General features: G+C 69.6%; 22 protein-coding genes and 1 pseudogene. 10 read left to right on the plus strand and 13 right to left on the minus strand.

Features of this window, described 5'->3' with window-relative positions:
* Positions 1-229: 229 nt before the first annotated feature.
* The 3 genes from ACF09J_RS00905 to ACF09J_RS00915 all read right to left on the minus strand — a co-directional run bounded on the left by ACF09J_RS00905 (position 230) and on the right by ACF09J_RS00915 (position 3854).
* The gene (locus ACF09J_RS00905; RefSeq protein ID WP_392303232.1) at positions 230-2167 is read right to left on the minus strand and encodes a protease pro-enzyme activation domain-containing protein; all 1938 of its coding nucleotides are present in this window, start codon (positions 2165-2167) and stop codon (positions 230-232) included.
* 371 nt (positions 2168-2538) lie between these two features.
* Positions 2539-3171, minus strand: coding sequence for a DUF305 domain-containing protein (locus ACF09J_RS00910; RefSeq protein WP_392303233.1), 633 nt, complete (start codon positions 3169-3171; stop codon positions 2539-2541).
* Complete coding sequence (locus ACF09J_RS00915) at positions 3168-3854, minus strand: DUF3105 domain-containing protein (RefSeq protein ID WP_392303234.1); 687 nt, start codon at positions 3852-3854, stop codon at positions 3168-3170. The genes ACF09J_RS00910 and ACF09J_RS00915 overlap by 4 nt, the downstream gene beginning before the upstream one ends.
* A gap of 177 nt (positions 3855-4031) precedes the next feature.
* Between ACF09J_RS00915 and ACF09J_RS00920 the strand changes: the two genes are divergently transcribed.
* Entirely contained in the window at positions 4032-4478 is a 447-nt protein-coding gene (locus ACF09J_RS00920) for an RrF2 family transcriptional regulator (protein ID WP_392303235.1), read from the plus strand.
* Positions 4479-4600: 122 nt separating this feature from the next.
* On the opposite strand, the gene ACF09J_RS00925 is transcribed toward ACF09J_RS00920, so the two are convergent.
* On the minus strand, positions 4601-5791 hold the full coding sequence (locus tag ACF09J_RS00925; protein WP_392303236.1) for a globin domain-containing protein: 1191 nt from the start codon (positions 5789-5791) through the stop codon (positions 4601-4603).
* Positions 5792-6120: 329 nt separating this feature from the next.
* Between ACF09J_RS00925 and glnA the strand changes: the two genes are divergently transcribed.
* Positions 6121-7482, plus strand: a complete 1362-nt coding sequence (gene glnA / locus ACF09J_RS00930; protein ID WP_100567106.1) for a type I glutamate--ammonia ligase — start codon at positions 6121-6123, stop codon at positions 7480-7482.
* Positions 7483-7573: 91 nt separating this feature from the next.
* Here glnA and ACF09J_RS00935 read toward each other — a convergent pair whose 3' ends face one another.
* From ACF09J_RS00935 to ACF09J_RS00955, 5 genes are all read right to left on the minus strand, one after another.
* Complete coding sequence (locus ACF09J_RS00935) at positions 7574-8020, minus strand: PIN domain-containing protein (RefSeq protein WP_392303237.1); 447 nt, start codon at positions 8018-8020, stop codon at positions 7574-7576.
* Positions 8017-8259, minus strand: a complete 243-nt coding sequence (locus tag ACF09J_RS00940; RefSeq protein WP_392303238.1) for a type II toxin-antitoxin system Phd/YefM family antitoxin — start codon at positions 8257-8259, stop codon at positions 8017-8019. Before ACF09J_RS00940 ends, ACF09J_RS00935 begins: the two co-directional genes overlap by 4 nt.
* Positions 8260-8288: 29 nt before the next feature.
* The gene (locus ACF09J_RS00945) at positions 8289-8492 is read right to left on the minus strand and encodes a hypothetical protein (RefSeq protein WP_392303239.1); all 204 of its coding nucleotides are present in this window, start codon (positions 8490-8492) and stop codon (positions 8289-8291) included.
* Positions 8493-8642 (minus strand): hypothetical protein, encoded by a 150-nt coding sequence (locus ACF09J_RS00950; RefSeq protein ID WP_392303240.1) that lies wholly within the window; start codon positions 8640-8642, stop codon positions 8493-8495.
* Positions 8643-8710: 68 nt separating this feature from the next.
* Complete coding sequence (locus tag ACF09J_RS00955) at positions 8711-9637, minus strand: SPFH domain-containing protein (RefSeq protein ID WP_392303241.1); 927 nt, start codon at positions 9635-9637, stop codon at positions 8711-8713.
* A gap of 365 nt (positions 9638-10002) precedes the next feature.
* Here ACF09J_RS00955 and ACF09J_RS00960 point away from each other — a divergent pair.
* Together ACF09J_RS00960 and ACF09J_RS00965 are read left to right on the plus strand one after the other, a co-directional pair.
* A pseudogene (locus ACF09J_RS00960) lies at positions 10003-10428 on the plus strand (VWA domain-containing protein); the annotation flags it as partial.
* A gap of 253 nt (positions 10429-10681) precedes the next feature.
* Positions 10682-11290: a hypothetical protein gene (locus tag ACF09J_RS00965; protein WP_365429824.1), complete on the plus strand. Its 609-nt coding sequence runs from the start codon at positions 10682-10684 to the stop codon at positions 11288-11290.
* A gap of 586 nt (positions 11291-11876) precedes the next feature.
* Here ACF09J_RS00965 and ACF09J_RS00970 read toward each other — a convergent pair.
* Positions 11877-12092: a DUF397 domain-containing protein gene (locus tag ACF09J_RS00970; protein ID WP_392303242.1), complete on the minus strand. Its 216-nt coding sequence runs from the start codon at positions 12090-12092 to the stop codon at positions 11877-11879.
* Entirely contained in the window at positions 12089-12964 is an 876-nt protein-coding gene (locus tag ACF09J_RS00975) for a helix-turn-helix domain-containing protein (protein WP_392303243.1), read from the minus strand. Before ACF09J_RS00975 ends, ACF09J_RS00970 begins: the two co-directional genes overlap by 4 nt.
* Before the next feature lie 508 nt (positions 12965-13472).
* Between ACF09J_RS00975 and ACF09J_RS00980 the strand changes: the two genes are divergently transcribed.
* Complete coding sequence (locus ACF09J_RS00980; RefSeq protein WP_392303244.1) at positions 13473-16469, plus strand: bifunctional [glutamine synthetase] adenylyltransferase/[glutamine synthetase]-adenylyl-L-tyrosine phosphorylase; 2997 nt, start codon at positions 13473-13475, stop codon at positions 16467-16469.
* A 218-nt stretch (positions 16470-16687) separates the two neighbouring features.
* On the opposite strand, the gene ACF09J_RS00985 is transcribed toward ACF09J_RS00980, so the two are convergent.
* Together ACF09J_RS00985 and ACF09J_RS00990 are read right to left on the minus strand one after the other, a co-directional pair.
* The gene (locus ACF09J_RS00985; RefSeq protein WP_392303245.1) at positions 16688-17530 is read right to left on the minus strand and encodes a phosphatase PAP2 family protein; all 843 of its coding nucleotides are present in this window, start codon (positions 17528-17530) and stop codon (positions 16688-16690) included.
* 75 nt (positions 17531-17605) lie between these two features.
* Positions 17606-18640 carry a LacI family DNA-binding transcriptional regulator gene (locus ACF09J_RS00990; RefSeq protein WP_392303246.1) on the minus strand — a complete coding sequence of 345 codons (1035 nt, stop codon included), beginning with the start codon at positions 18638-18640 and terminating at the stop codon, positions 17606-17608.
* Positions 18641-19085: 445 nt separating this feature from the next.
* Between ACF09J_RS00990 and ACF09J_RS00995 the strand changes: the two genes are divergently transcribed.
* From ACF09J_RS00995 to ACF09J_RS01015, 5 genes are all read left to right on the plus strand, one after another.
* Entirely contained in the window at positions 19086-20357 is a 1272-nt protein-coding gene (locus ACF09J_RS00995) for an extracellular solute-binding protein (RefSeq protein ID WP_392303247.1), read from the plus strand.
* Between the two features lie 106 nt (positions 20358-20463).
* The gene (locus ACF09J_RS01000) at positions 20464-21468 is read left to right on the plus strand and encodes a carbohydrate ABC transporter permease (RefSeq protein ID WP_392303248.1); all 1005 of its coding nucleotides are present in this window, start codon (positions 20464-20466) and stop codon (positions 21466-21468) included.
* 19 nt (positions 21469-21487) lie between these two features.
* Positions 21488-22393 carry a sugar ABC transporter permease gene (locus ACF09J_RS01005; protein ID WP_392303249.1) on the plus strand — a complete coding sequence of 302 codons (906 nt, stop codon included), beginning with the start codon at positions 21488-21490 and terminating at the stop codon, positions 22391-22393.
* A 185-nt stretch (positions 22394-22578) separates the two neighbouring features.
* Positions 22579-24267 carry a glycoside hydrolase family 13 protein gene (locus ACF09J_RS01010; RefSeq protein WP_392303631.1) on the plus strand — a complete coding sequence of 563 codons (1689 nt, stop codon included), beginning with the start codon at positions 22579-22581 and terminating at the stop codon, positions 24265-24267.
* Positions 24268-24399: 132 nt separating this feature from the next.
* Positions 24400-25776 carry an alpha-amylase family protein gene (locus ACF09J_RS01015; RefSeq protein ID WP_392303250.1) on the plus strand — a complete coding sequence of 459 codons (1377 nt, stop codon included), beginning with the start codon at positions 24400-24402 and terminating at the stop codon, positions 25774-25776.
* Positions 25777-25917 lie beyond the last annotated feature (141 nt).

The raw sequence follows: 25917 nt of genomic DNA on the forward strand, positions 1-25917 counted from the left end.
GCGCCCCGCTCCCGCGAGGTGGCCGTGCCCCGCCCGGCCGTGCCCCCGGCCGGGCGGGGCCACGAGCCCGGCTGTGCCCCGCGCCTGCGGGGCGGTCCGCACCCCGCGCCTGCGGGGCGGTCCGCACCCCGCTCCCGCGAGGTGGCCGGGCCCCCTTCCGCGCAGGCGCCCGTACACGCGTGTGCCCGCCCCCGGATGGAGGGGCGGGCACACGCGCGTAGGGCCGGGGTCAGCGGCGGGGGTAGGACTCGACGTAGCCGGCGGCGGGGGAGCCGACGCCGGTGACGGTGTCGTAGCCCTTGACCGCCTGGAGCGAGCTGTCCTTGCCGAGGCTGCGGACGGAGTAGCTCAGGCCGTCCGCGGCGTCGACTCCGTTGACGTAGTCGACGCGCGCGACCGCGAGGTCCTTGCCGGTCGGCCGGTCCACCACGTCGTGGTAGACCTTCGAGCCGTACTTGGAGTAGATCGCCGGGTTGGCGAAGCCGATCGCCTTGCCGCCGCGGGCCTCCTGGGCGAGGGCCTGGACGCCGGCGATGACCGGCGCGGCCAGCGAGGTGCCGCCGATGCGGTACTCGCTGTACTTCTCCGAGCCGTTCGGGAAGGTCTGCGTCTGGCCCACCAGGAACCCGGTGTTCGGGTCGGCGATCGCCGCGATGTCCGGGACGACGCGGTTGCCGGCCTTGTTGTTGGCCGTCGCCAGCGCCTTCGGCACCACGTTCCTCTGGTACGACGGCTGCGGAACCGTGCGGCTGGTGCCGCCGCCCGCGCCCGAGGTGAACGCGCCCGGGAAGCCCGCCCAGCTCTTGCCGTCCTTGGACAGCGAGGCCTTCTGGGTGCCCCAGCCGGTCTCCCACAGGTACTTGTGGCCCTTGCCGACGGCCAGCGAGGTGCCGCCGACGGCGGTCACCCACGCCGAGTTGGCCGGGGTGTCGACCTGCTTCGTGCCGGTGTTCGCGACCTCGTCGCCGTCGTCGCCGGAGGAGAAGTAGAAGCCGATGCCCTCGACCGCGCCGAACTGGAACACCTGGTCGTAGGCCGCCGCGACGTCCGGCGTCTCGTTGGCCTCGATGTCGCCCCAGGAGTTGGAGACGATGTCGGCCAGGTGGTTGTCGACGATCTTGCTCAGCGAGTCGAGCAGGTCGTCGTCGTAGCAGGACGCGGCGCCCACGTAGACGACGTTCGCGTCCGGCGCGACCGCGTGCACGGCCTCGACGTCGAGGGTCTCCTCGCCGTACCAGCCGGCCGCTCCGCACTCCTCGGTGTCCGTGTAGCCGGCCGGGAGCACCTGGCGCAACTGGCCCGTCTTCCAGGGCTTGTCGCCGTTCTTCTGCGCGTAGGTCGCGGCGTCGTAGGCGATGGTCGGCGAGGCGTAGGCGTCGGTGATGGCGACGCGGACGCCCTTGCCGGTGTACTTGCCGGCGCCGTAGGCGGACCGCAGCTCCTTGCCGGTGTAGCCCTTGACGGCGTACGGGACCTTCTGGCCGTACGCGGAGGGCAGCGTGCTCGCCACGTTCGAGCCGTGGTACGTGGAGAACGGCCCGGCGTTCTTGAACACGTCGTCCGGCGGCGGCAGCTGGTCCTTGTGCTTCGCCTTGTGCGGGGCGTTGTCCAGGCCGGTGACGGTCAGGACGGCGCCGTTCAGGGAGGACGGCACCGACGCCGTCTGCGCCGGGGCGCGGTAGGTCCTCGAACCCTTGGCGAAGTTGTGCAGCTGGGTGCCGAACGCCTTCTCGGCGGCGGCGACGTCACCGGAGACGGCGACGTAGTGCGGGGTCACGGAGGTGACCTTCAGCCCCGCCGACGCCAGCCATGACTTCACGGCGTCCACCTGGGCCTGCGTCGCGCCGAAGCGGGCCTGCGCCTCCTCGGCGCTCAGGTGCTTGCCGTACGAGGCCGACGACGGGTCGGAGACCGCCGCGGCGTACTGGGCGAGGCCGGCGGCGTCCCGTCCGGCCAGGTAGACCCGGGCGTGGACCTGGGCGCTGTCCGAGGTGGCACCCTTGTCCGCCGTGGCCGTAGCCCAGACGGGCTTGGTGCCCGCGAGCGCGCTGCGGCTCGGGTGGTCCGCTGCGTGCGCGGGTATGCCGAGCGCCAGTGCGCCGGCGAGCAGCGGCAGGGTCGCCGCCAAGCTCATTCCGGCGCGCGCTGTGGCACGGTTGGATCTCATAGAACCCCCTGCGATGCGTTCGCATGTGACGCAATGAGTGGTTGGCCCTCGCGCGATCCGCGCGCAGCCGGCGGCGGTTCGGCCTCGAATGGATCACACGAACGGGGTCACTCTTCCTGATGAACCGTTCATGTCAGGGGAATGAGGAGACCAAGAGAAGCCCAAAGAACCGGCCGGACAGGGGGAATTGCGGCTTTCGTCCCCACGTCGCACGTCGGAAGACGCGTGGCGAAAGGGACGACCGGACCACGAACGGGCGTCCGGGCCGGGAACGGGACGTCCGGGTCAGGAGAAGCGTGGTGGCCGGGGCAGGAGCGCGGAGGCCGGGTCAGGAGCAGCGTGGTGGCCGGGTCAGGAACGGGGCGGCCGCCTCACGAACGGGGCGCCGCGCCACGCTCCTTGAGCATGTCGGCCATCAACCGCAGCTCCGACCGCTGCGAGGCGACCATGCCCCGCGCGAGCCGCTTCTCCACGCCGACCGTGCAACGGGCGACGCAGCCCTCGGCCATGTGCACACCGCCCTTGTGGTGGTCGGTCATCAACTGGAGGTAGAACACCTCGGCCTGCCTGCCGTCGAGTGCGCCCAGCTCGCGCATCTCGGTGTTGGTCGCCATGCCGGGCATCAGCGCGCCGTCCGCACCGGCCGGCATGCCGCCCATGCCCATCCACGCCATCGGCGGCTTCGCGGACACCTTCGGCAGCTCCCACAGGTCGAGCCAGCCCAGCAGCATGCCCCGCTGGTTGGCCTGCGTCTGCGCGATGTCGTAGGCGAGGCGGCGCACTTCGGTGTCCGTGGTGCGGTCGCGCACGATGAACGACATCTCGACGGCCTGCTGATGGTGGACCGCCATGTCCCGGGCGAAACCGGCGTCCGCCGAGTCGGCGGCGGGCGCCGTCGCGGCGGAGCGCGCCCCGCCGCTGTCCTCGGCGACCGCGTACGTGATCGCGCCCGTCGCCACCAGCGCCGCCGCCGCGGCCCCGGCGATCAGCCCGACGTGCCTCACCGGTCGAGACCCCCCGTGCAGGTGGCACCCGGCTCCGGCGTCTGCGCGCCCTGGACGAACTCGGCGAGGAACTTGTCCACTTGCGGGTCGTTCGCGCCCGTCACCGTACGCTGGTGCGCCCAGGCGGACAGCATGAGGGGATCCTTCTGGTCCTCGACCGGGCTCATCAGCGTGTACGGCGTCTTCCTCACCTTCGCCGCGAGCGCGGCCACGTCCGCCTTGGACGCCTTGCTGTTGTACGTCACCCAAACGGCGCCGTGCTCCAGCGCGTGCACGGCGGCCTCGTTCTTCACCGGTTCGGCGTAGACGTCGCCGTTGCAGTTCTGCCAGACGGGGTTGTGGTCGCCGCCGACCGGGGGCTCCATCGGATAGGTCACCGGGGCGGTGGTGTGGTTGCGGTCCAGCGTGCCCTGCCACGTCCGTACGCCGTCTCCACGGGTGACGAAGTGCCCCGTGCCACTGCCCTTCCCGCCGCCCTTCCCGTCGCTCGCCGCGGCCGGTGCGGCGTTCGACGACCCGGAGTTCAGCAGCACCACGCCGCCGGTGGCCAGCCCGGCCACGACGACCACGCCCGCGGCCACCGCGAGCCACCGGTTGCGCCGCTCACGGACGCGCTGTGCCCGGCGCATCTCCTCCATACGGGCCTTGTGCTGTTCGGTACCGGTCCGGTGCGCGGCATCCATGGCGGAGTCCTTCGTGGGGGAGGGCGGTCGCATGTGGAGGTCGGGTGCGGCTTGCGGGTGTGGCGTGAGAGGTCTGCGTGCCAAAACGGGGCCCGCTGATCGTAAGGGGACGGAAGCGTCCGCAGGGAGACCGCAGATAAGTTGAACGGCGGATGCGCATTATCTACCCTGGCTCCCATGCGGCTGCTGCGCTCCACCGACATGGCGCTGCGCGTCCTGATGAGGCTCGCGGTCGCCGGCGAGTCCAGTCCCACGACCCGGGAGGTCGCGGGCGACATGGGCGTGCCGTACACGCACACCGCGAAGATCGTCGCCGAGCTCCAGCACCGCGGTCTGCTCGCGGCCCGCCGTGGCCGCGGCGGCGGACTGACCCTCACCGAAGCGGGCCGCAACGCCTCCGTCGGCGCCCTGGTGCGCTCCCTGGAGGGCGAGGGCGACGTGGCCGACTGCGAGGGCAGCAGCATTCCCTGCCCGCTCAGCTCCGACTGCCGCCTGCGCGGAGCCCTGCGCACGGCCCAGGAGGCCTTCTACGCGGCGCTCGACCCTCTCACGGTCGCCGACATGGTCGCGGCCCCGACGGGACCCCTGCTGCTGGGCCTGCCCACCATGCGGTCGGCGACCTGAGCGCGCAGGGACGCGCGCGGCCGGATCGGGGGCCCCGAGACTTCTCATACGGGCACACGAAAGGCCGACCGGGACGGTGTGAGCCGCCTCGGCCGGCCTTCGGGGCACGTCGGCCGGATCGGTCAGGCCGCCGGCTGGGCCAGCCAGAGGTCGGGGCCGAAGACCTCGTAGTGGATGTCGGCCGGGGACACACCCTTGCCTATGAGCTGCTCGCGCACCGCCCGCATGAAGGGCAGCGGGCCGCACAGGTACGCGCGCGTACCGGCCGGGACGTCGACGTCGCCGAGATCGACCAGGCCGGACCGCCCGGCCCCCTCGGCGTCCTGCTCGTAGAAGAAGACCGGCCGCGCGTCCGTCAGCTTGGACGCGTACGCCAGGTGGTCGGAGCGGAGCGCGTGCGCGGCGGGGGAGCGGTCGGCGTGGACCACGGTCACCGGGGCGCGGTGGCCGACGAGGGCGAGCTGCTCCAGCATGGCGATCATCGGGGTGACGCCGATGCCCGCGGAGGCGAGCAGCAGCGGAGCCTCGGTCTCCTCCAGGACGAGGTCGCCGTACGGGGCGGACAACTGGAGGACGTCACCCACGCGCACCTGTGCGTGCAGGTGGTTCGAGACCTCGCCGTCGGGCGTCGTGGCGTCGCCGCTCACCCGCTTGACGGCGAACTGCCGCACCGGCGAACCGGGGGCCGCGGTCAGGCTGTACTGGCGGATCTGGCGGGCCCCGTCCGGCAGCTCGACGCCGACCGAGACGTACTGGCCGGCCCGGTAGCCGGGCACCGGGGCGTCGTCGACGGGGCGCAGCCTGAAGGTGGCCACGTCCCCGGTCTCCTCCGTCCGCTCGACGACCTCCCACTCGCGCCAGCCCTGCTGCGCGCTCTGCTCGTACAGGCGCTTCTCGATGGCGATGAGGGCGTTGGCCATCAGCCAGTAGACCTCGGTCCAGGCGTCGGCGACCTCGGGGGTCACCGCGTCGCCGAGCACCTCGGCGATGGCCGCGAACAGGTGCTCGTGGACGATCGGGTACTGCTCCGGAGTCACCCCGAGTGAGGCGTGCTTGTGGGCGATGCGCTGGAGCATCAGGTCGGGGCGCTGGTCCGGGTTCTCCACGAGGTAGGTGGCGAAGCTTGCGATGGAGCCGGCCAGGGCCTGCCGCTGGGTGCCGGCGGCCTGGTTGCCGCGGTTGAACAGGTCGCGCAGCAGCTCGGGGTGGGCGTCGAACAGTCTGGCGTAGAAGCGCTCGGTGATCCGGCCGATGGTCGCTCCGACGGCGGGAAGGGTGGCGCGGACGGTGGCTGCTGACTGCTCGGACAGCATGGTGACTCCTCGATGACTCGATCGGACGGGCTCGATCGCTCGACTGACCGAAACGGTATTGAAACTTGCATTTGAGATGCAAATTTAAGAGGCGTGGTTTCGGTCACTTGGGTGACGGATCGGCCATTACGGATGACGGTGCGAGCGGGCAAGATGGGCGGCAGAGCGGTACACCTGCCGTACACAGGGCGATCGCCCCGTGTGGCGGCCGGACGACAGGGCTCCGCAACACGTGCGAAACGCGGCCGTGGTGGGATGCTCAGGTGCCCGACGGTCACCCGTGACAGCGCACACAGGCGGCCTGACCAGCAAGGATGGGGAAGCGGAAGATGGACAAGCAGCAGGAGTTCGTGCTCCGGACGTTGGAGGAGCGCGACATCCGGTTCGTACGCCTGTGGTTCACGGACGTGCTCGGCTTCCTCAAGTCCGTGGCCGTCGCGCCCGCCGAGCTGGAACAGGCCTTCGACGAGGGGATCGGCTTCGACGGCTCGGCCATCGAGGGCTTCGCCCGGGTCTACGAGTCCGACATGATCGCCAAGCCCGACCCGTCCACCTTCCAGATCCTGCCCTGGCGTGCCGAGGCCCCCGGTACGGCGCGCATGTTCTGCGACATCCTCATGCCGGACGGCTCGCCCTCCTTCGCCGACCCGCGCTACGTCCTCAAGCGCGCCCTGGCCCGGACCTCCGACCTCGGGTTCACCTTCTACACCCACCCCGAGATCGAGTTCTTCCTGCTCAAGAACCGCCCGCTGGACGGCTCCCGGCCCACGCCCGCGGACAACTCCGGCTACTTCGACCACACTCCGCAGGCCATCGGCATGGACTTCCGCCGCCAGGCGATCACCATGCTGGAGTCGATGGGCATCTCGGTGGAGTTCTCCCACCACGAGGGCGCCCCGGGCCAGCAGGAGATCGACCTGCGCTACGCCGACGCCCTGTCCACCGCGGACAACATCATGACGTTCCGCCTGGTCATGAAGCAGGTGGCACTGGAGCAGGGCCTCCAGGCCACGTTCATGCCCAAGCCGTTCTCGGAGTTCCCCGGCTCCGGCATGCACTCGCACCTGTCACTGTTCGAGGGCGACCGGAACGCGTTCTACGAGTCCGGCGCGGAGTACCAGCTCTCGAAGGTGGGCCGCTCCTTCATCGCGGGCCTCCTCCGCCACGCCGCCGAGATCTCCGCGGTCACCAACCAGTGGGTGAACTCCTACAAGCGCATCTGGGGCGGCTCCGAGCGCACCGCGGGCGCCGGCGGCGAGGCCCCCTCGTACATCTGCTGGGGCCACAACAACCGCTCGGCCCTGGTCCGCGTCCCGATGTACAAGCCCGGCAAGACCGGCTCCGCGCGCGTGGAGGTCCGCTCCATCGACTCCGGCGCGAACCCGTACCTGGCCTACGCCGTCCTCCTGGCCGCCGGCCTGAAGGGCATCGAGGAGGGCTACGAGCTCCCGCCGGGCGCCGAGGACGACGTCTGGGCCCTGTCCAACGCCGAACGCCGCGCGATGGGCATCGAACCCCTCCCGCAGAACCTCGGCGAGGCCCTGACCCTGATGGAGAACAGCGACCTGGTCGCCGACACCCTGGGCGAACACGTCTTCGACTTCTTCCTCCGCAACAAGCGCGCCGAGTGGCACGAGTACCGCTCGGAGGTCACGGCGTTCGAGCTGAAGAAGCATCTGCCGGTGCTGTAGCGCTCGGCTGGACGGGCGACGCCTGTTCAGCGTGATGCCCCTGCCCCGTACCCCTACGGGGTAGGAGACGCCGGGCCGGGGCGTTGGGGGGCTACAGCTCTTCGGGCAGCAGCCGGAACGCCTTGTGTCCGGTCAGCGGGCGGATCATGCGGAAGTGCAGGTCCGAGGTGAACATCGCTTCGGTGCGGTAGGCCGCGGCCAGTGCGACGTTCATCGCATCCGTCAGCCCGATGCCCTTGCCCCCATCGGCGTCCTTGTAGCTTTCCGCGACGGCGACTGCGGCACTCAGATGATCGCTCACAGACGGCACTTCGAACCGTCGGGTGGCCACATTGCGTTCTACGAACCGCGCAGCCACGACGGCCTTCCCCGCTCCGGCTCTGGTGGCGATGAGGTAGTCCAGCTCAGCCAGGACCATGGGAGAGATGACGAGGTGACTGATGGAGGTCAGGGCCTTCCTGTGCATTTCGTGTCCGGTCAGCTTCGGGTCCAGCAGCCGGTACAGCGCGTTGGTGTCGGCGATGGCGATGAGACTCAAGAGCCCATCCCCCTCAGGGCGTCCTCGATTTCGTCGTTGTCGAGGTCGGGCAGCCCGAGGTCGGGGAGGTCGAGTTCGCCCATCGGATCCGTGGGATACGGGGGGACGTCATCCGCGGTTATCGGCACGACGCGTGCGACGGCGACGCCGTTCTTGGTGACCGTGACGGTCTCCCCGCGCGCAGCCGCAGCAAGGATCTGCGAGGATTTCTGATTGAATTCGCGAGCAGTGGCCTCCATGTACTACATCGTACTACATGCCCTCTCGGTCATCGTAGGGGGCGACATGCCCTGGTGCTCCGACGGGCACCGGCCTCGCCTTTTCGCTTGAGCTGCCAGTCGAGTGCCGCGCTGAGAAGGCTGTAGAGCTTCACCAAGGCCGGGTCGTCCAGCTGCTCGTACTTCCTGGCGATCTCGGCGTCGATCAGGTGCGGCACCTGGGTGGCGACCATGATCCAGGCATCCCGCTCCATCTAGATGTAGCGCTCCTCGACGCCGAGACCGCGTAGCCGGTCGAGGTAGTCCACGACGCTCTGCGGGAGCGCCAGGTGCTCTCCGACGGCGAGCCGGGCGAGCTGTTTGCGGGTGTCCTGCAGCCGCGTTTTGCGGGGCAGCCCGACCACAGAACCGTCGCAGTGCCCCGTAGGGCGCTGCGACGGCACTCACGGCACGGAACAACTGCCTTCGGTGACTACGCCTTATCAACCTGAGTCAGGCCCTGGAGGCGACGCAGCGAGCTCTGCATACCCTCGACACTCCCGTCGAGGAAGATCACGTTGCCGTCGCCCTCCTTCGCGGACTCGCGAATCGTCTCCGTCCACATCGTGAAGGCCAGCAGGCCAGGGTCGACCCCGTGATCCGTCAGGGTCTGCGCGGACTCGGACAGGCCCTTAGCCAACTCCATACGGAACTGCGCCAGACCCTCACCGCGCAGTCGTGCGGCCTCCGCCTCGTTCTGCGCCGCGATCCGGATCGCGGCACCGTTCGCCTCCGCCTCCTTCGTCCGCGTGATCAGCAGCGCCTGACCCTCGAACTCAGCGGCCGACTGCGCGTTCTTCGCCGCCACCACACGAGACATCGACGCCATGACCTCGGCGTCGAAGGTGATGTCGTTCACCGTCAGGTCGACCAGGGTGTAACCCCACGAAGCGAGCTGCTCATCCAGAGTCGACTTCGCGTGCGAGACGATTTCCGACCTCAGGCCCAGAACCTCAGCCTGCTTCTTCGTCGAAACGAACTCCCGCACACTCGCCTCGACGGCGCTGGTCATCGCCATATGGAACGAATTGTCGTTAATGAACTTGAAGGCCACGAGCTGCACGGTCTCCGGGGAATGGTCGGACACCGTGAAGATGATCGTCGACGTGAAGTGGACCGCGGCCTGGTCGCCCGTGATGGCGGAGAACTGCAGACGGGAGGTCTGGTTCTGAACAGGCACCTTGCGGTGGACGCGTTCGAGAATCGGGATGATGAGGTTCAGGCCAGGGTTCAGGACCCGGCGGTACTTCCCGAACAGGGTGACGACTGCGACATGCGCCTGGTCGACAGTGCGTATGGAAGTGAAGAGCAGTACGAGCACTATGACGCCAACGGCGACCAGCGCGACAAGAAGAGACACAAGAAGACCTTTGGATCGGGCGAAACTGACGAAGTGCGCGGTGCACCCCACACGAAGGGCGGCAGTAGAGCGCATACCTGAGCAGCGATGGAGACCTCGGAAGACAGGCCGCCCTGCCGCTTTCCGGGAACACGACCCCCAGCGGCCTGCACCAACACTGCCTTCTCATACCGGGAAGGGGCCGGTGCTGTCCAGCCGAGACGGACGTCGCCATCAGGCTGGTCGACAGCATCGACCTGGCAACACGACCAACCGCGGGCGGCCGGTGCCCGGCGTCGCGCGCCCTCGCCGCGTCAAGGACCCTCTGATGCCGATGAACTTCGACAAGCTCCCCGCCGGCCTGGTCAACCTCACCAAGACCAGCGACATCCCTGGAGAAGAACAACCTGACGGGGCAGCGGGCGGCCGTCTACCTGGACCTCGACCGGTCCCGCAGTATGAGTCGCTACTACCGCGATGGCAGCGTGCAGCACCTCGCAGAGCAGGCATTGGGGCTGTCCGCCAATCTCGACGACGACGGCATCGTCCCCGCCTTCGTCATCTTCCAGACCGATGGCGGGCCCGACTCACGGCGGGCAGCCGAACAGATGCTGTGCAAGGCGGCCCGGCTGCCCCTTTTCTGGCAGTTCATCGGCTTCGGCCCCGACCGGTTCGACTTCCTCCGCAAGCTCGACGGAGTCTCCGTTGTTGCGTTGTCGGACCATCCGGTTGGTTTCCGCTGCGCTCTTCGAGATGCACGACGAATGGATCACCTTACCGCGCCGCCACCTCCCCGAAGCCGATATGGGTGATATCCACCGTAAACTCTCTTTTGGTTCCTCCGCGCTACCCAACGCACCGAAATGCAACCGCCAGTTGATCCCCAACACCATGACGAGGGACACTGCCTGGCGGATGCGCGTTCCCGACCGAGTGGCACTCGCTTCGGTATCCTCCCGTGCAGGTCATCGGAGGCCATTTACCCAAAGATTGCTGGGCAGTTGACCTCAGGGTTTCGTGGTAGCGTCCTTGTTCGGAGGGACAGTGCAACCTGAAAGGGAAATCGTGAACACGGAGAAGATCGCCGCTCGCCGCCTCTCGCTGGAAGAGGTGACGAAGCTCGGCGTGAAGGACAGGCTCTTCGTTTCCGCCGACACGGCAGAACTCAAGCTTCCCGACTGCTATGTCCCTGCTTTTCTGACCAAGTCCGGTGAGAATTTCGAGGGCGGCTCGATCACGGCGAGAACCGTATTCCAGGAAGAGGTCTCCTGCCTTCCCGACGACGAGAATGAAGCCGGAATCTACTTGGCCGACGAGAACGGCTCGGTGACCATCGAGGTCCTCCAGTCCGCCGGTGTCGTGCTGGACCTGGCACTCTTCGTCCCTGGTGGGGACAAGGGGGCCCTCACGGCCCTTTACGCTGCGGCCCGGCAGGCGTTCGGCGCCGACATCGTGCAGATCTGGCGCCAGGGCCTCAAGGAGGTTCCCGACGTGAAGGTCGACATCTTCGAGGAGCAGATTCCCCGGGGGCGCAAGGGGAGCGACAGCCCCAAGCGTGACCGTCGCGCGATCGACACCTACCCCACCCGTGCGGACTTCATCGAGTTCTCCGCGGGGTGGAAGCCGGTCGTTGAGATTCACAGGCCGATTGTTGACAACACCCCGACCATCTGAGGCGGCGTTACCTCTCGGCGTTCTCGGCCTCAGAGAACGCCGAGAACGCATGCGCGGGACCCGGTCGACCCCTTAGCGGCCCAGGGGTCGTCGGAATATAACTCACGAACGCCGAACGCCGTTCCACTCGATGACCTCGCGAGACAGCCCGCCTGACCAAGATCAAAGCCTGAAGTTATTCTGCGACAGCCCTCAGGGCTTCGACGTAGTCGAGTGACGTCCACTTCGTGCTCAGGCGAGGCCGAGGAGCGTGAGGGGTCGGCGGGCGTCACGCGCATTGGTGCGCTGTCGGTCCGCCACCGCGCGTGGTCAGGTCGAGGACTACGGCCAGCGCGCGCCGCACTCCTCGCAGCCGGATCATCTGCTATCAGCCCGAACGCCCAGCCCAGCCGCTCATCCCATGCGCGAGCGTCGTCCGCATCTGCACCGTCTCTTCAGCCACGCAGGGGGCATCCCCCGGCACCGTCGGCTGGCTCCGCCCGACGGTGCGCGGAGACGCAGGCCACCGAGGCGCAATGGACATGAGACAGGAACCGTCCGCTCGCGCTCCCTTCACCGCAAGTGGTCCGAAACGGACGCCCGCCGACTACGCCGAAGCCCTGCCCGCGAAGGTCACGAAGTCCGTCCAGGCGGCCGGTGCGAGGGTGAGGCGGGGGCCTCGGGGGTTTTTGGAGTCCCGGACGTGGACGGTGGCGGGGGTCGTGGCGACTTCGACGCAGTCGCTGGGGTTGCTGCTGTCGCTGTAGCTGCTCTTGAACCAGGCCAGATCGACGACGTTTCTCGCCGCTTCGTTGCCGTTCATGTCTCCCCCAGCAGTTGTTCGACGAAGGTGAGCGACTCGCGTGTGGTCAGAGCCTCGGCGCGGATGATGCCATAGCGCAGCTCAAGGATCCGCAACTGCTGCGGGATGGAGACCGGCCGACTGCCGAACTCGTCGTCGGCACGGCCCATCGCTGTGCCGTCCGGGAACTTCAGCACCTGGATCCGGCCTCCCGTTCCCGGATGGTCTCCACGAGACGTGGGCATTACCTGGACGTCGACGTGCCGCAAGTGCGCCACCTCCAGCAGGTGTTCGAGTTGCCTGCGCAACACCATCTTGCCCCCGACGGGGCGGCGGAGGGTCACCTCTTCCTGGACGAAACTGAGTTCCGGAGCGGGGACCCGCTCGAAAATCGACTTGCGGGCCATTCGGGCGGCGAGTGCTCGCTCAAGTTCGTCATCCGACAGCGCGGGTCGCCGGGTGCTCAGAAGGGCCCGCGCGTACTCCTCGGTCTGCAGGAGCCCGTGCAGGTTGTGGCTGCCGTACGACAGAAGCTCGACCGCCTGGGACTCCAGCTTCGCCAGATCCCGGACCTTCTTCGGGTACCGGACCCGCTTCACGTCCTCCTTCATCGCCGAGAGCAGCCCACCCGCGCCGAGCACCTCGTCCGCCTTGTCCAGATACTCGGGCCGGGGGATCCGCTTCCCGCTCTCGATCTTGTAGACCAGATCGTCGCCGTACCCGACCGCCGCCGCGAAATCGCCGACCCGCATCCCCGCAGCCTCCCGCCGCAGCCTCAGCTGCCGCCCCACGGTGGCGACGACCGCGATGCCCCAGTCGTCGTCCGGGTCCACCTCCCACCCAGGCTCGTCCGCCTCGCTCCTGACCCGTACCGCTTCACCGTCCACCGACATCCGAACCCTCCGTCGTACGCGTCGTATCGCGATCTGCCCGACGGTAGGCATGGCGGCCACTCTGAGTGACGGGAACGGCTGGCCGACACACCTACGGGTGACACGGCCTCCGCCGCGGCCAGGCGCGCTCTGCACCATGTCCCTATGGGGCTGAAACGCATCCATGTCCGCGTCGACGACAGCGACCTGCTCCTGATCAGGGAGGCCGCCGCCCGTCTGGGCGTGTCGGAGGAGGAGATGATCCGCGAGGGAATCCACCGCGTCGCGCTGGCGCACCGTGGCTGGGACGCCCCCTTCGTGTCCGATGAGGAGACCTACGATCTCGGCGCTCCCGCGGAGAAGGACGAGACCAGCGCCAGTCGTCGGCTCGTTCCGCGAAGGCGGGGAGCCCTTGAGGCTCGTCCCACACCCGACGGTGATCGCGGAAAGCCGGGGCCGCCACCAGGGCCCCCGCCCCCGAGTCCGGATAGGCTCTGGCCAGGACGGGCTGATCCGACGGGAGGCCGGGATGACGGCGCCGGGGCGCAGGAGCAGTACCTTCACGCGGCTGCTGCGGCACGGCTTCATCCATGCCTCCGACGCCGAGCGGCTGCTGGACGGCCCGGACCTCGCGCCGCTCAGGGACGATCCGGTGCTGCTGGAGGCGCTGGGCGCCACCGCCGACCCCGACCTCGCGCTGGCAGGGCTGGTCCGGCTGCTGGAGGCGCAGCCGGACTCCAAGGCCCGCCGCGAGCTGCTCGACACCCTGATAGCGGCCAAGCCGCTGCGCGACCGGCTGCTCGGGGTGCTCGGCGCCTCCGCCGCCCTAGGCGACCACCTCGCCCGGCACGCGAGTGACTGGCGGGCGCTGGTCACCTACGAGCCGCGCGACCTGCACCCGGGGGTCGAGGAGTTCGAGCAGGGCCTCGCCGGGGCCGGCGACCCGGTCGCGCTGCGCGTCGCCTACCGGCGCTGCCTGCTGTCCATCGCCGCCCGCGACGTGTGCGGCACGACCGACGTCGCCGAGACCGCCGCCGAGCTCGCCGACCTCGCCACCGCCACCCTGCGCGCCGCGCTGCGGATCGCGCGGGCCGCCGCGCCCGGGGACGACGCGCTGTGCCGGCTCGCGGTGATCGCGATGGGCAAGTGCGGCGGCCACGAGCTCAACTACGTCTCCGACGTCGACGTGATCTTCGTCGGTGAGGCCGTGGACGGCGCCGACGAGGTCAAGGCCCTGCGCGCCGCGACCGCGCTCGCCTCGCACATGATGCGGATCTGCTCCGAGACGACCGTGGAGGGCTCGATCTGGCCGGTCGACGCCAACCTGCGGCCCGAGGGCCGCAACGGCCCGCTGGTGCGCACCCTCAGCAGCCATGTCGCCTACTACCAGCGGTGGGCCAAGACCTGGGAGTTCCAGGCGCTGCTGAAGGCCCGCCCGGTGGCCGGCGACCCGGAACTGGGCGGGCAGTACATCGCCGCGCTCGCCCCGCTGGTCTGGCAGGCCGCCGAGCGCGACAATTTCGTCACCGACGTGCAGAAGATGCGCCGCCGCGTGGTCGAGACCATCCCCGTGGCCGAGGTCGAGCGCGAGCTGAAGCTCGGTCCCGGCGGCCTCAGGGACGTCGAATTCGCCGTGCAGCTCCTTCAGTTGGTGCACGGACGGACCGACCCGTCGCTGCGCAGCGGCTCCACCCTGGACGCGTTGCAGGCGCTGGCCGCCGGCGGCTACGTCGGCCGCGTGGACGCCGTGCAACTCGACGACGCCTACCGGTTCCTGCGCTCGCTGGAGCACCGCATCCAGCTCTTCCGGCTGCGGCGCACCCACCTCGTCCCCGAGGACGAGGCCGACCTGCGCCGGCTCGGACGGTCGCTCGGCCTGCGCAGCGACCCGATCACCGAGCTGACCCGCGAGTGGAAACGGCACACCAGCGTCGTACGCCGGCTGCACGAGAAGCTGTTCTACCGGCCGTTGCTCGACGCCGTCGCCCAACTCGCGCCCGGTGAGGCACGGTTGAGGCCCGACGCGGCGCGGGAACGGCTGGTCGCGCTCGGGTACGCCGACCCGGCCGCCGCGCTGCGGCATCTGGAGGCGCTGGCCTCCGGCGTCACCAGGAAGTCGGCCATCCAGCGCACCCTGCTGCCCGTCCTGCTGGGCTGGTTCGCGGACTCCGCCGACCCGGACGCCGGGCTGCTGAACTTCCGCAAGGTGTCGGACGCGCTCGGCAAGACCCCCTGGTACCTGCGGCTGCTGCGCGACGAGGGGGCCGCCGCCGAGAACCTGGCCCGGGTGCTGTCGGCCGGGCGGCTCGCGCCCGACCTGCTGATGCGCGCGCCCGAGGCGGTGGCCCTGCTGGGCAACGGCGACGCGGGCGGCCTCGAACCCCGCGGGGGCACCCAGCTGGAGCAGGAGGTCCTCGCCGCCGTCCGCCGCGCCGAGACCGCCGAGCAGGGCGTCACGGCGGCCCGCGGTGTACGGCGGCGGGAGCTGTTCCGTACGGCCGCCGCCGACATCGTCGGCTCCTACGGCACCGAGACCCGGCCCGCCGAGGCCGACCAGGGCGCGCTCGTCGACCAGGTGGGCGGCGCGGTGTCCGACCTGACGGCGGCGACACTGGCCGGCACCCTGCGGGCGGTGGTGCGCAAGGGCTGGGGCGACACCCTGCCGACCCGGTTCGCGATCATCGGCATGGGGCGGTTCGGCGGGCACGAGCTGGGCTACGGCTCGGACGCGGACGTGCTGTTCGTGCACGAGCCGTGGGAGGGCGCGGACGAGCGCGAGGCCGCCGAGGCCGCGGCCAAGGTGGTCGCCGAGATGCGCCGGCTGCTCCAGGTTCCGAGCGCGGACCCGCCGCTGCTGGTCGACGCGGATCTGCGCCCCGAGGGGAAGTCCGGCCCGCTGGTGCGCACGCTCAAGTCGTACGAGGCGTACTACCGGCGGTGGTCGCTGGTGTGGGAGTCGCAGGCGCTGCTGCGGGCCGAGCCGGTGGCCGGGGACGAGGACCTGGGGCGGCGGTTCGTCGAGCTGATCGATCCGCTGCGGTATCCGCGCGGCGGTCTGCGCGAGGACGCGGTGCGGGAGATCCGGCGGCTGAAGGCCCGGATGGAGTCCGAGCGGCTGCCGCGCGGCGCCGACCCCAAGCTGCACACCAAACTGGGTCCGGGCGGGCTGTCCGACGTGGAGTGGACCGTGCAGCTCATCCAGATGCGGCACGCGGCCGGGGAGGCGTCGCTGCGGACCACACGCACGCGTGAGGCGCTGGCGGCGGCGCGGGAGGCGGGGCTGGTGTCCCCGGAGGACGCCTCGACGCTCGACGAGGCGTGGGTGCTGGCCACCCGGGTGCGCAACGCGGTGATGCTGGTGCGGGGACGGGCCGGGGACACGTTCCCCACCGAACCGCGGGAGCTGGCCGCGGTGGGGCGGTACCTGGGCTACGGGCCGGGGCACGCGGGCGACATGCTCGACGCGTACCGGCGGACCGCCCGACGGGCCCGTGCGGTCATGGAGGAGCTGTTCTACGACGCGTGAGACGGCCGTGCGGCGACACGGCCGTCCGGTGGTGAAAAGGCCGTTCAGCAGGACCGCTGCACCGCCGCCGCGCCCCTAGGTCCTGTCGTCAAATTCCCGTCGTCGCCCGAAGGGCGGTCCTGCGGCGTCTGGTGCGTGCTCTGGGGGTCCCCCCTGCTCGAAGAGCTTGGGGGAGTGTGCCAGGCGTCGCGGGGCAGACGGGAATTTGACGACAGGGCCTAGGCCCCCGTCGGACGCAGCGCCGGCGTCAGCCGTGGCAGGGCGTGCGGCAGCGCGCCGTACCAGACGCGGGCCACCGTGAAGCCGAAGGAGAGGCACAGGACGCCGCCCACCGCGTCGAGCCAGAAGTGGTTGGCGGTGGCGACGATGACGACCAGCGTGGCCACCGGGTAGAGCAGCCCGAGGACGCGCAGCCACGGAACCGCGGACAGCGCGAAGACGGTCAGACCGCACCACAGGGACCAGCCGATGTGCATGGACGGCATCGCGGCGTACTGGTTGGACATGTTCTTGAGGTCGCCGGAGGCCATGGAGCCCCAGGTGTGGTGCACCTGGACCGTGTCGACGAAGCGGCCGCCGGTCATCAGGCGCGGGGGCGCCAGCGGGTACAGGTAGTAGCCGAGCAGGGCCACGCCCGTCGTCACGAACAGGGTGAGCCGGGCCGCCGCGTAGCGGCCGGGGTGCGTGCGGTAGAGCCATACCAGGACGCCGATGGTGACCACGAAGTGCAGCGTCGCGTAGTAGTAGTTCATACTGATGATCAGCCAAGTCGCCGAGTTCACGGCGTGGTTGACCGAGTGTTCGACGGCGATGCCGAGGCGGTGCTCGGCGCTCCAGACCCAGTCCGCGTTGCGCAGCGCCTGGGCCTTCTGCTCCGGGACCGCGTTGCGGATCAGTGAGTACGTCCAGTAACTCACCCCGATCAGCAGGATCTCGAACCACAGCCGCGGGCGGCGGGGGGTGCGCAGCCGCTCCAGGGCGGTGGGGCGCTGTTCATCCGTGACGAGGTGTGGAACGGCCTTTTCCCGGCCTTCCCGTCGTGTCACGGTCGAATCACCCATAGGCACAGAGTCTGCCAGAAAAGCGTTCGTCCACCGATCATCCCCCGGTCGGGTTCCGTTCGCATGTTCTCCGTCTCAGGGACGATGGCGGTCCCCGGGGGCCGAAGCGGTCGAACCACGCACCACCAGCTCCGGCATGAACACGAACTCGCTGTGCGGCGCGGGCGTCCCGCCGATCTCCTCCAGCAGTGTGCGCACCGCGGCCTGGCCCATCGCCGGCACCGGCTTGCGTATCGTCGTCAGGGGCGGGTCGGTGAAGGCGATCAAGGGGGAGTCGTCGAAGCCGACGACGGAGACGTCCCGCGGAACCTCGAGTCCGCGCTGCCGGGCCGCCCGGATCGCGCCGAGCGCCATCATGTCGCTGGCGCAGACGATCGCCGTGCAGTCCCGTTCGATGAGCGCGGTGGCCGCGGCCTGGCCGCCCTCCAGGGTGTAGAGGGAGTGCTGGATCAGCTCCGACTCGACGACGTCCGCGGCCAGGCCGAGCTGGTCCCGCATGGCGCGGACGAAGCCCTCGATCTTGCGCTGGACCGGGACGAAGCGCTTCGGGCCGAGGGCCAGGCCGATGCGGGTGTGCCCCAGGGAGGCGAGGTGGGTGACCGCCAGGGTCATCGCGGCCCGGTCGTCGGGGGAGATGAACGGCGCCTGCACCTTGGGGGAGAAGCCGTCCACGAGGACGTAGGGCACGCCCTGGGCGCGCAGGCGCTCGTAGCGCTCCATGTCGGCCGTCGTGTCCGCGTGCAGTCCGGAGACGTAGATGATCCCGGCGACCCCGCGGTCCACCAGCATCTCGGTCAGCTCGTCCTCCGTGGACCCGCCGGGGGTCTGGGTGGCGAGCACCGGGGTGTATCCCTGCCGGGTCAGCGCCTGGCCGATGACCTGCGCCAGCGCCGGGAAGATCGGGTTCTCCAGCTCCGGGGTGATCAGTCCCACCAGGCCCTCGCTGCGCTGCCGCAGCCGCACCGGGCGCTCGTAGCCGAGGACGTCGAGGGCTGCCAGCACGGACTGGCGGGTGGTGGCGGCGACGCCCGGCTTCCCGTTGAGGACGCGGCTGACGGTCGCTTCGCTCACCCCCGCCTGGAGAGCGATGTCGGCAAGCCGTGTGGTCACATGACCGGACTGTACCGGTCGTCCCCCGCCCTGCCCACCGATGGGGCGCCTGGTGCGAGCCGTTGAACGGCCCGCTGCGGGCTGCTGCGTCATCGCGATCCCTCGTGTTCGGTCGGCGTCCGGTCGACGTCCGGGTCTCGGCGTCCGGTCCGCAACGGGATGATTCCTTCCCCGCCACGGTCTGGCAAGGGCTTGCAGAGTCTTGCACAAGTGTCCGATCGGCCGCCTGTCCGCGTGAAATCAGGTGCGTAGGCGCTTCAGGCGTGGGTCACGAAGCGGTAACTCGTCCGGTGCCTTGCACTTTTTTTCTGCAAGGTCTTTCGCGGAGCTTGCAACGCTGTTACGTTCTGCGTCGCCCGGCGGCGGCAACGGCGCGGCCGGCAAGGCGGCAGGGCGGCGGACGGGGCCGTTCCCTGTTCACGGGCTTAACCCTCAAGGAGAACTCATGCGGCGTGGCATAGCGGCCACCGCGCTGGTGGCGTCCCTCGCCCTCACGGCGACGGCGTGCGGCGGGAGCGACAACGGCGACAAGTCGGACGGTCCGGTGACCATCACCTGGTGGGACACCTCCAACGCCACCAACGAGGCGCCGACGTACGAGGCCCTGGTCAAGGAGTTCGAAGCGGCCAACAAGGGCATCAAGGTCAAGTACGTCGACGTCCAGTTCGACCAGGCGCAGAACAAGTTCGACACGGCCGCCGGCTCCAAGGGCGCCCCGGACGTGCTGCGCTCCGAGGTCGGCTGGACCCCGGCCTTCGCCAAGAAGGGCTACTTCGTGCCGCTGGACGGCACCGAGGCCCTCGCCGACCAGGACAAGTTCCAGCCCAGCCTGATCAAGCAGGCCCAGTACGAGGGCAAGACCTACGGCGTCCCGCTGGTCACCGACACCCTGGCCCTGGTCTACAACAAGGCCCTGTTCAAGAAGGCCGGCATCACCGAGGCGCCGAAGACCTGGGACGAGCTGAGGTCCGCCGCCGCGAAGATCAAGGACAAGACCGGCGTCGACGGCTACTGGGGCTCCACCCAGGCCTACTACGCCCAGAACTTCCTCTACGGCGAGGGCACCGACACCGTCGACGCCGGCGCCAAGAAGATCACCATGAACTCGGCGCCCGCCAAGAAGGGCTACGGCACCTGGCTCAGCCTGTTCGACGGCAAGGGCCTGCACAAGGCGGACACCACCGCCGAGGCCTACCAGCACATCCAGGACGCGTTCGTCAACGGCAAGGTCGCCGCGATCGTCCAGGGCCCCTGGGAGATCACGAACTTCTACAAGGGCCCCGCGTTCACGGACAAGTCCAACCTGGGCATCGCCACCGTCCCGGCCGGCTCCTCCGGCAAGGCGGGCGCCCCGACCGGCGGCCACAACCTCTCCGTCTACGCCGGCTCGGACAAGGCCCACCAGGACGCGGCCCTGAAGTTCGTGAACTGGATGACCTCGGCGAAGACGCAGGAGACCATCGCCCTGAAGAACGCCACGCTGCCCACCCGCGACGACGCCTACACCGCCGAGGTCAAGGCCGACCCGGGCATCGCCGGCTACCAGGGCGTCCTGTCCGCCGCCCAGCCGCGCCCGGCGCTGCCCGAGTACAGCTCCCTGTGGGGCCCGCTCGACACCGAGCTGGCCAAGGTGGCCGCCGGCAAGGAGTCCCTGGACAAGGGCCTGGACAACGCCGAGCTCGCGATCTCCAAGCTGGTCCCCGACTTCGCCAAGTGAGCCGGCGTGGCCGCCGGAGTGCCCCGCCGACGCGGAAGGGGAGCACTCCGGCGGCCACCGGCCTGCGCCCGGCCCCATTCCCTGATCTTGCAAAAGGTGTCGAACCATGACAGTCGCCATCGACCGCGCGACCGGCAGACGCAGCGGTGACCGCGCGCCTCGGCCCGGGCCGGCGCAGCGCCTGAGGAACGCGTTCCAGAAGCACTGGTACGCCTACGCGATGATCGCGCCGGTGCTGTTCGTGCTCGGCGGCATCGTCGGCTACCCCCTGATCCGCGGCTTCTACCTGACCCTCACCGACGCCAACAGCCTGAACTCGGCGCGCACCATCGGCGTCAACCACATCGAGGCCACCTACAAGTTCATCGGGCTGGACAACTACCAGGACATCCTGTTCGGCCCGACCTCGTACGACCGGTTCTGGTCGCACTTCCTGTGGACCGTCTTCTGGACGGCCGCCTGTGTGTTCCTGCACTACAGCATCGGTCTCGGCCTCGCGCTCATGCTCAACCAGAAGCTGCGCGGGCGCACCTTCTACCGGCTGCTGCTGGTCCTGCCCTGGGCCGTGCCCGCCTTCGTCACGGTCTTCTCCTGGCGGATCATGCTCGCCGACTCCGGTGTGCTCAACCAGATGCTCGGAACTCTGCACCTGCCCCAGCCGCAATGGCTGGAGGACGCCTTCTGGCAGCGGTTCGCCGCGATCATGGTCAACACCTGGTGCGGTGTGCCGTTCATGATGCTCTCGCTGCTCGGCGGGCTCCAGTCCATCGACTCCACGCTCTACGAGGCAGCGGAGATGGACGGCGCGAACGCCTGGCAGCGGTTCCGGTACGTCACCCTGCCCGGACTGCGCTCGGTCAGCTCCACCGTGGTGCTGCTCGGCGTGATCTGGACCTTCAACCAGTTCGCCATCATCTTCCTGCTGTTCGGCCCCACCAGCGCGCCCGACGCCCAGATCCTCGTCACCTGGGCCTACTACCTGGGCTTCGGACAGCAGCCCCGCGACTTCGCCCAGTCCGCCGCGTACGGCGTACTGCTGCTGTCGATCCTCACCGTCTTCACCTCCTTCTACTTCCGCTGGCTGAAGCGCAATGACCAGCTCGCCGTCTGACGCCGCAGGAGCCGCCCCCATGAGCACCACGACCCTCGCGAAGACACCGGCAGGCCAGGCCCCCGCCGCGGCGCCTCCGGGCGGCACCCGCCGGCGGGGCGAGCGCGGCCGGCTCGGCGGCGCCCTGCTGCACGGCGGCCTCGCCCTGGCGAGTCTGATCGCGCTGGCCCCGGTGGCCTGGCTGTTCTTCCTGTCCCTCGGCCCGGACAAGGACGACTACCTGCACCCGGGCAAGATCCTCGGCAAGCTCACCTTCTCCAACTACGGCTTCGTGCTGCAGCACACCGCCTTCTTCGACTGGTTCAAGTCGACGATGATCGTGGCCCTCGGCACCACCCTGATCGGTGTCTTCGTCGCCGCCACCACCGGCTACGCGGTCTCGCGCATGCGGTTCCCCGGCTACAAGCAGCTGATGTGGGTGCTGCTGCTCACCCAGGCCTTCCCGATCGCCATCCTGATCGTGCCGATGTACGAGATCTTCAGCCGGTTCGGTCTCATCGACACCTACTGGGCCCTGATCGTCATCAACTGCACCACGGCCGTGCCCTACAGCGCCTGGCTGCTCAAGGGATACTTCGACACCATCCCGTTCGAGATCGACGAGGCCGGACGCGTGGACGGGCTCAGCCCCTTCGGCACCTTCGCGCGGCTGATCCTGCCGCTGGCCCGCCCGGGACTGGCCGTCGCGGCCTTCTACAACTTCATCACCGCCGTCGGCGAGGTCGCCTTCGCGACCACCTTCATGCTGGACGACTCCAAGTACACCTTCGCGGTCGGCCTGCAGAGCTTCGTCAGCGAGCACGACGCCCAGTGGAACTACATGGCCGCCACCGCGGTGTTGATCGCCGTTCCGGTGTCGGTCTTCTTCTACCTTGTCCAGAAAAACCTCGTCACCGGCCTCACCGCGGGCGGCACCAAGGGCTGACCGCCCCCCACGCCCGACAACGGCTCCCGCGCGCCTGACCCGCGCGGGTGGCGGCCGCGGTGAACGACCCGACCCCGCTGTCACCGCGGCCGCCTCGTCACCCCGGCGCCGTCCCCGCACCCATGACAAGCAAGCGCCCCGAGCTCTCGCCCCCGCCCGAGCACACCCGACGCACCAAGGACGCCATGAGCAAGCAGCACTTCCCGGCCGAATCCCCCCTCTCCGAAGCGGCTGCCACCACCGTCGCCACGCGCCGCGACTGGTGGCGGGACGCGGTGATCTACCAGGTCTATCCGCGCAGCTTCGCCGACAGCGACGGCGACGGCATGGGCGACCTGGAGGGCGTACGCTCCCGCCTGCCGTACCTGCGCGACCTCGGCGTGGATGCCGTCTGGCTCAGCCCGTTCTACGCCTCCCCGCAGGCCGACGGCGGCTACGACGTCGCCGACTACCGTGCCGTCGACCCCATGTTCGGCAGCCTGCTGGACGCCGACGCGATGATCCGCGACGCCCATGCGCTGGGCCTGCGGATCATCGTCGACATCGTGCCCAACCACTCCTCCGACCAGCACGAATGGTTCAAGCGCGCGCTCGCGGAGGGCCCCGGCTCCCCGCTGCGGGACCGCTACCACTTCCGCCCCGGCAAGGGCGCGGACGGCGAACTCCCGCCCAACGACTGGGAGTCCATCTTCGGCGGCCCCGCCTGGACCCGGGTCACCGAGCCGGACGGCACCCCGGGCGAGTGGTACCTGCACCTGTTCGCGCCCGAGCAGCCCGACTTCAACTGGGACCACCCGGCCGTCGGCGACGAGTTCCGCTCGATCCTGCGGTTCTGGCTCGACATGGGCGTCGACGGCTTCCGCATCGACGTGGCCCACGGCCTGGTCAAGGCCGAAGGGCTGCCCGACCTCGGCAGCCACGACCAGCTGAAGCTGCTGGGCAACGATGTCATGCCGTTCTTCGACCAGGACGGCGTGCACGCGATCTACCGCCAGTGGCGGCACATCCTCGACGAGTACTCGGGCGACCGGATCTTCGTCGCGGAGGCGTGGACCCCGACCGTCGAGCGGACCGCGAACTACGTGCGCCCCGACGAGCTGCACCAGGCGTTCAACTTCCAGTACCTGGGCACCGAGTGGGACGCCGACGAGCTGCGCGAGGTCATCGACCGCACCCTGGAGGCGATGCGGCCGGTGGGCGCCCCGGCCACCTGGGTGCTGTCCAACCACGACGTCACCCGGCACGCCACCCGGTTCGCCAACCCGCCCGGCCTCGGCACCCAGATCCGCAGCGCGGGCGACCGCGATCTCGGCCTGCGCCGGGCACGCGCGGCCACGCTGCTGATGCTGGCGCTGCCCGGTTCGGCGTACGTCTACCAGGGCGAGGAACTGGGCCTGCCGGACGTCGTGGACCTGCCGGACGAGGTGCGCCAGGACCCGGCGTACTTCCGCGGTGCGGGCCAGGACGGGTTCCGCGACGGGTGCCGGGTGCCGATCCCGTGGACCCGCGAGGGCTCCTCGTACGGCTTCGGCGGCGGGGGGAGCTGGCTTCCGCAGCCCGCGCACTGGGGCCGGCTGAGCGTTCAGGCCCAGCAGGGCGTGCCGGGCACCACCCTGGAGCTGTACCGCTCGGCCCTCGCCGCCCGCCGTGCCCACCCCGACCTGGGCGCCGGTGACGCGGTGGAGTGGCTGCGCGCCCCCGAGGGCGTCCTCGCCTTCCGGCGCGGCGAGTTCGTCTGCGTGGCCAACACGACCGGCGAGTCGGTGACCACCCCGGCGTACGGCCGTGTGCTGCTCGCGAGCGGCGAGGTCACGGAGGCGGACGGCGAGGCGAAGGTGCCCTCCGACACGACGGTGTGGTGGACCACGGCCTGACCCGGCAGGTCACAGTTTCACATCAACTCCCCACGGCCCGCTGCCCGTTGAGGCGGCGGGCCTTCTACCATCCGGGGTCAACGACTTGCTGAACCTTTCAGCAAGAGCCTTCAACGACGAAGGAACCCCCACATGACCATCCGCAGACCCCTTTCATGCGCGGCCGCCCTCGCCGTGGCCGCCTCGGTGGCCCTCGCTGCGCCCGCCGCCGCCTCCCCGCCCGGCACCAAGGACGTCACCGCGGTCCTCTTCGAGTGGAACTACGCCTCGGTCGCCAAGGAGTGCGCGAACACCCTCGGCCCGGCCGGCTACGGCTACGTCCAGGTCTCCCCGCCCGCCGAGCACATCCAGGGCCCGCAGTGGTGGACCTCGTACCAGCCGGTGAGCTACAGGATCGCCGGCCGGCTGGGTGACCGCGCGGCGTTCCAGAACATGGTCAACACGTGCCACACGGCCGGGGTGAAGGTCGTCGTCGACACGGTCATCAACCACATGTCGGCGGGCAGCGGCACCGGCACCGGCGGCTCCTCGTACACGAAGTACGGCTACCCGGGCCTGTACTCGAACAACGACTTCAACGACTGCAGGACCGACATCACCAACTACCAGGACCGCTACAACGTCCAGTACTGCGAACTGGTGGGCCTCGCCGACCTCAGGACCGGGTCGGACTACGTCCGCCAGGCCATCGCGGGCTACATGAACGACCTGCTCTCCCTGGGCGTCGACGGCTTCCGAGTCGACGCGGCCAAGCACATCCCGGCCGCCGACCTCGCCACCGTCAAGTCGCGGCTGAAGAACCCTTCCGCCTACTGGAAGCAGGAGGTCATCTCCGGCGCGGGGGAGGCGGTCCAGCCGACCGAGTACACGGGCAACGGCGACGTCCAGGAGTTCCGCTACGCCTACGACCTCAAGCGGGTCTTCACCAACGAGAAGCTCGCCTACCTCAAGAACTACGGCGAGGGCTGGGGCTACATGAACAGCTCGGTGGCCGGCGTCTTCGTCGACAACCACGACACCGAGCGCAACGGCTCGACCCTCAGCTACAAGAACGGCGCGAACTACACGCTGGCCAACGTCTTCATGCTGGCCTGGCCCTACGGCGCCCCCGACATCAACTCCGCCTACGAGTGGTCCGACGCGGACGCCGGTCCCCCCAACAGCGGCAAGGTCAACGCCTGCTGGCAGGACGGCTGGAAGTGCCAGCACGCCTGGCCGGAGATCAAGTCCATGGTCGCCTTCCGCAACGCCACCCGCGGCCAGGCGGTCACCAACTGGTGGGACAACGGCAACAACCTCATCGTGTTCGGCCGCGGCGCCAAGGGCTACGTGGTGATCAACCACGAGAACACGACGGCCGATCGCTCGTACCAGACCTCGCTCCCCGCGGGCACCTACTGCGATGTGCAGAGCAACAGGACCGTCACGGTGGACGGCAGCGGCTGGTTCAAGGCATCGGTCGCCCCGAACACCGCCCTCGCCATCTACGCGGGCAAGTCGAGCTGCTGACGACCCCGCGCCTGCTCCTGCGGCCGGTCGAGCCGGCCGACGTACCGGCTCGCCGTCCGTTGAAAATGCTTGCTGTGACTTTCAGGGGTATTGCAGTAAGCCTTTCGCGGGCGATACGGTCGCGGCCGCGCCCGGTGGTGT

Origin of the sequence: Streptomyces sp. NPDC014889 (assembly GCF_043081205.1) — a bacterium.
Taxonomy (GTDB): Bacteria; Actinomycetota; Actinomycetes; order Streptomycetales; family Streptomycetaceae; genus Streptomyces.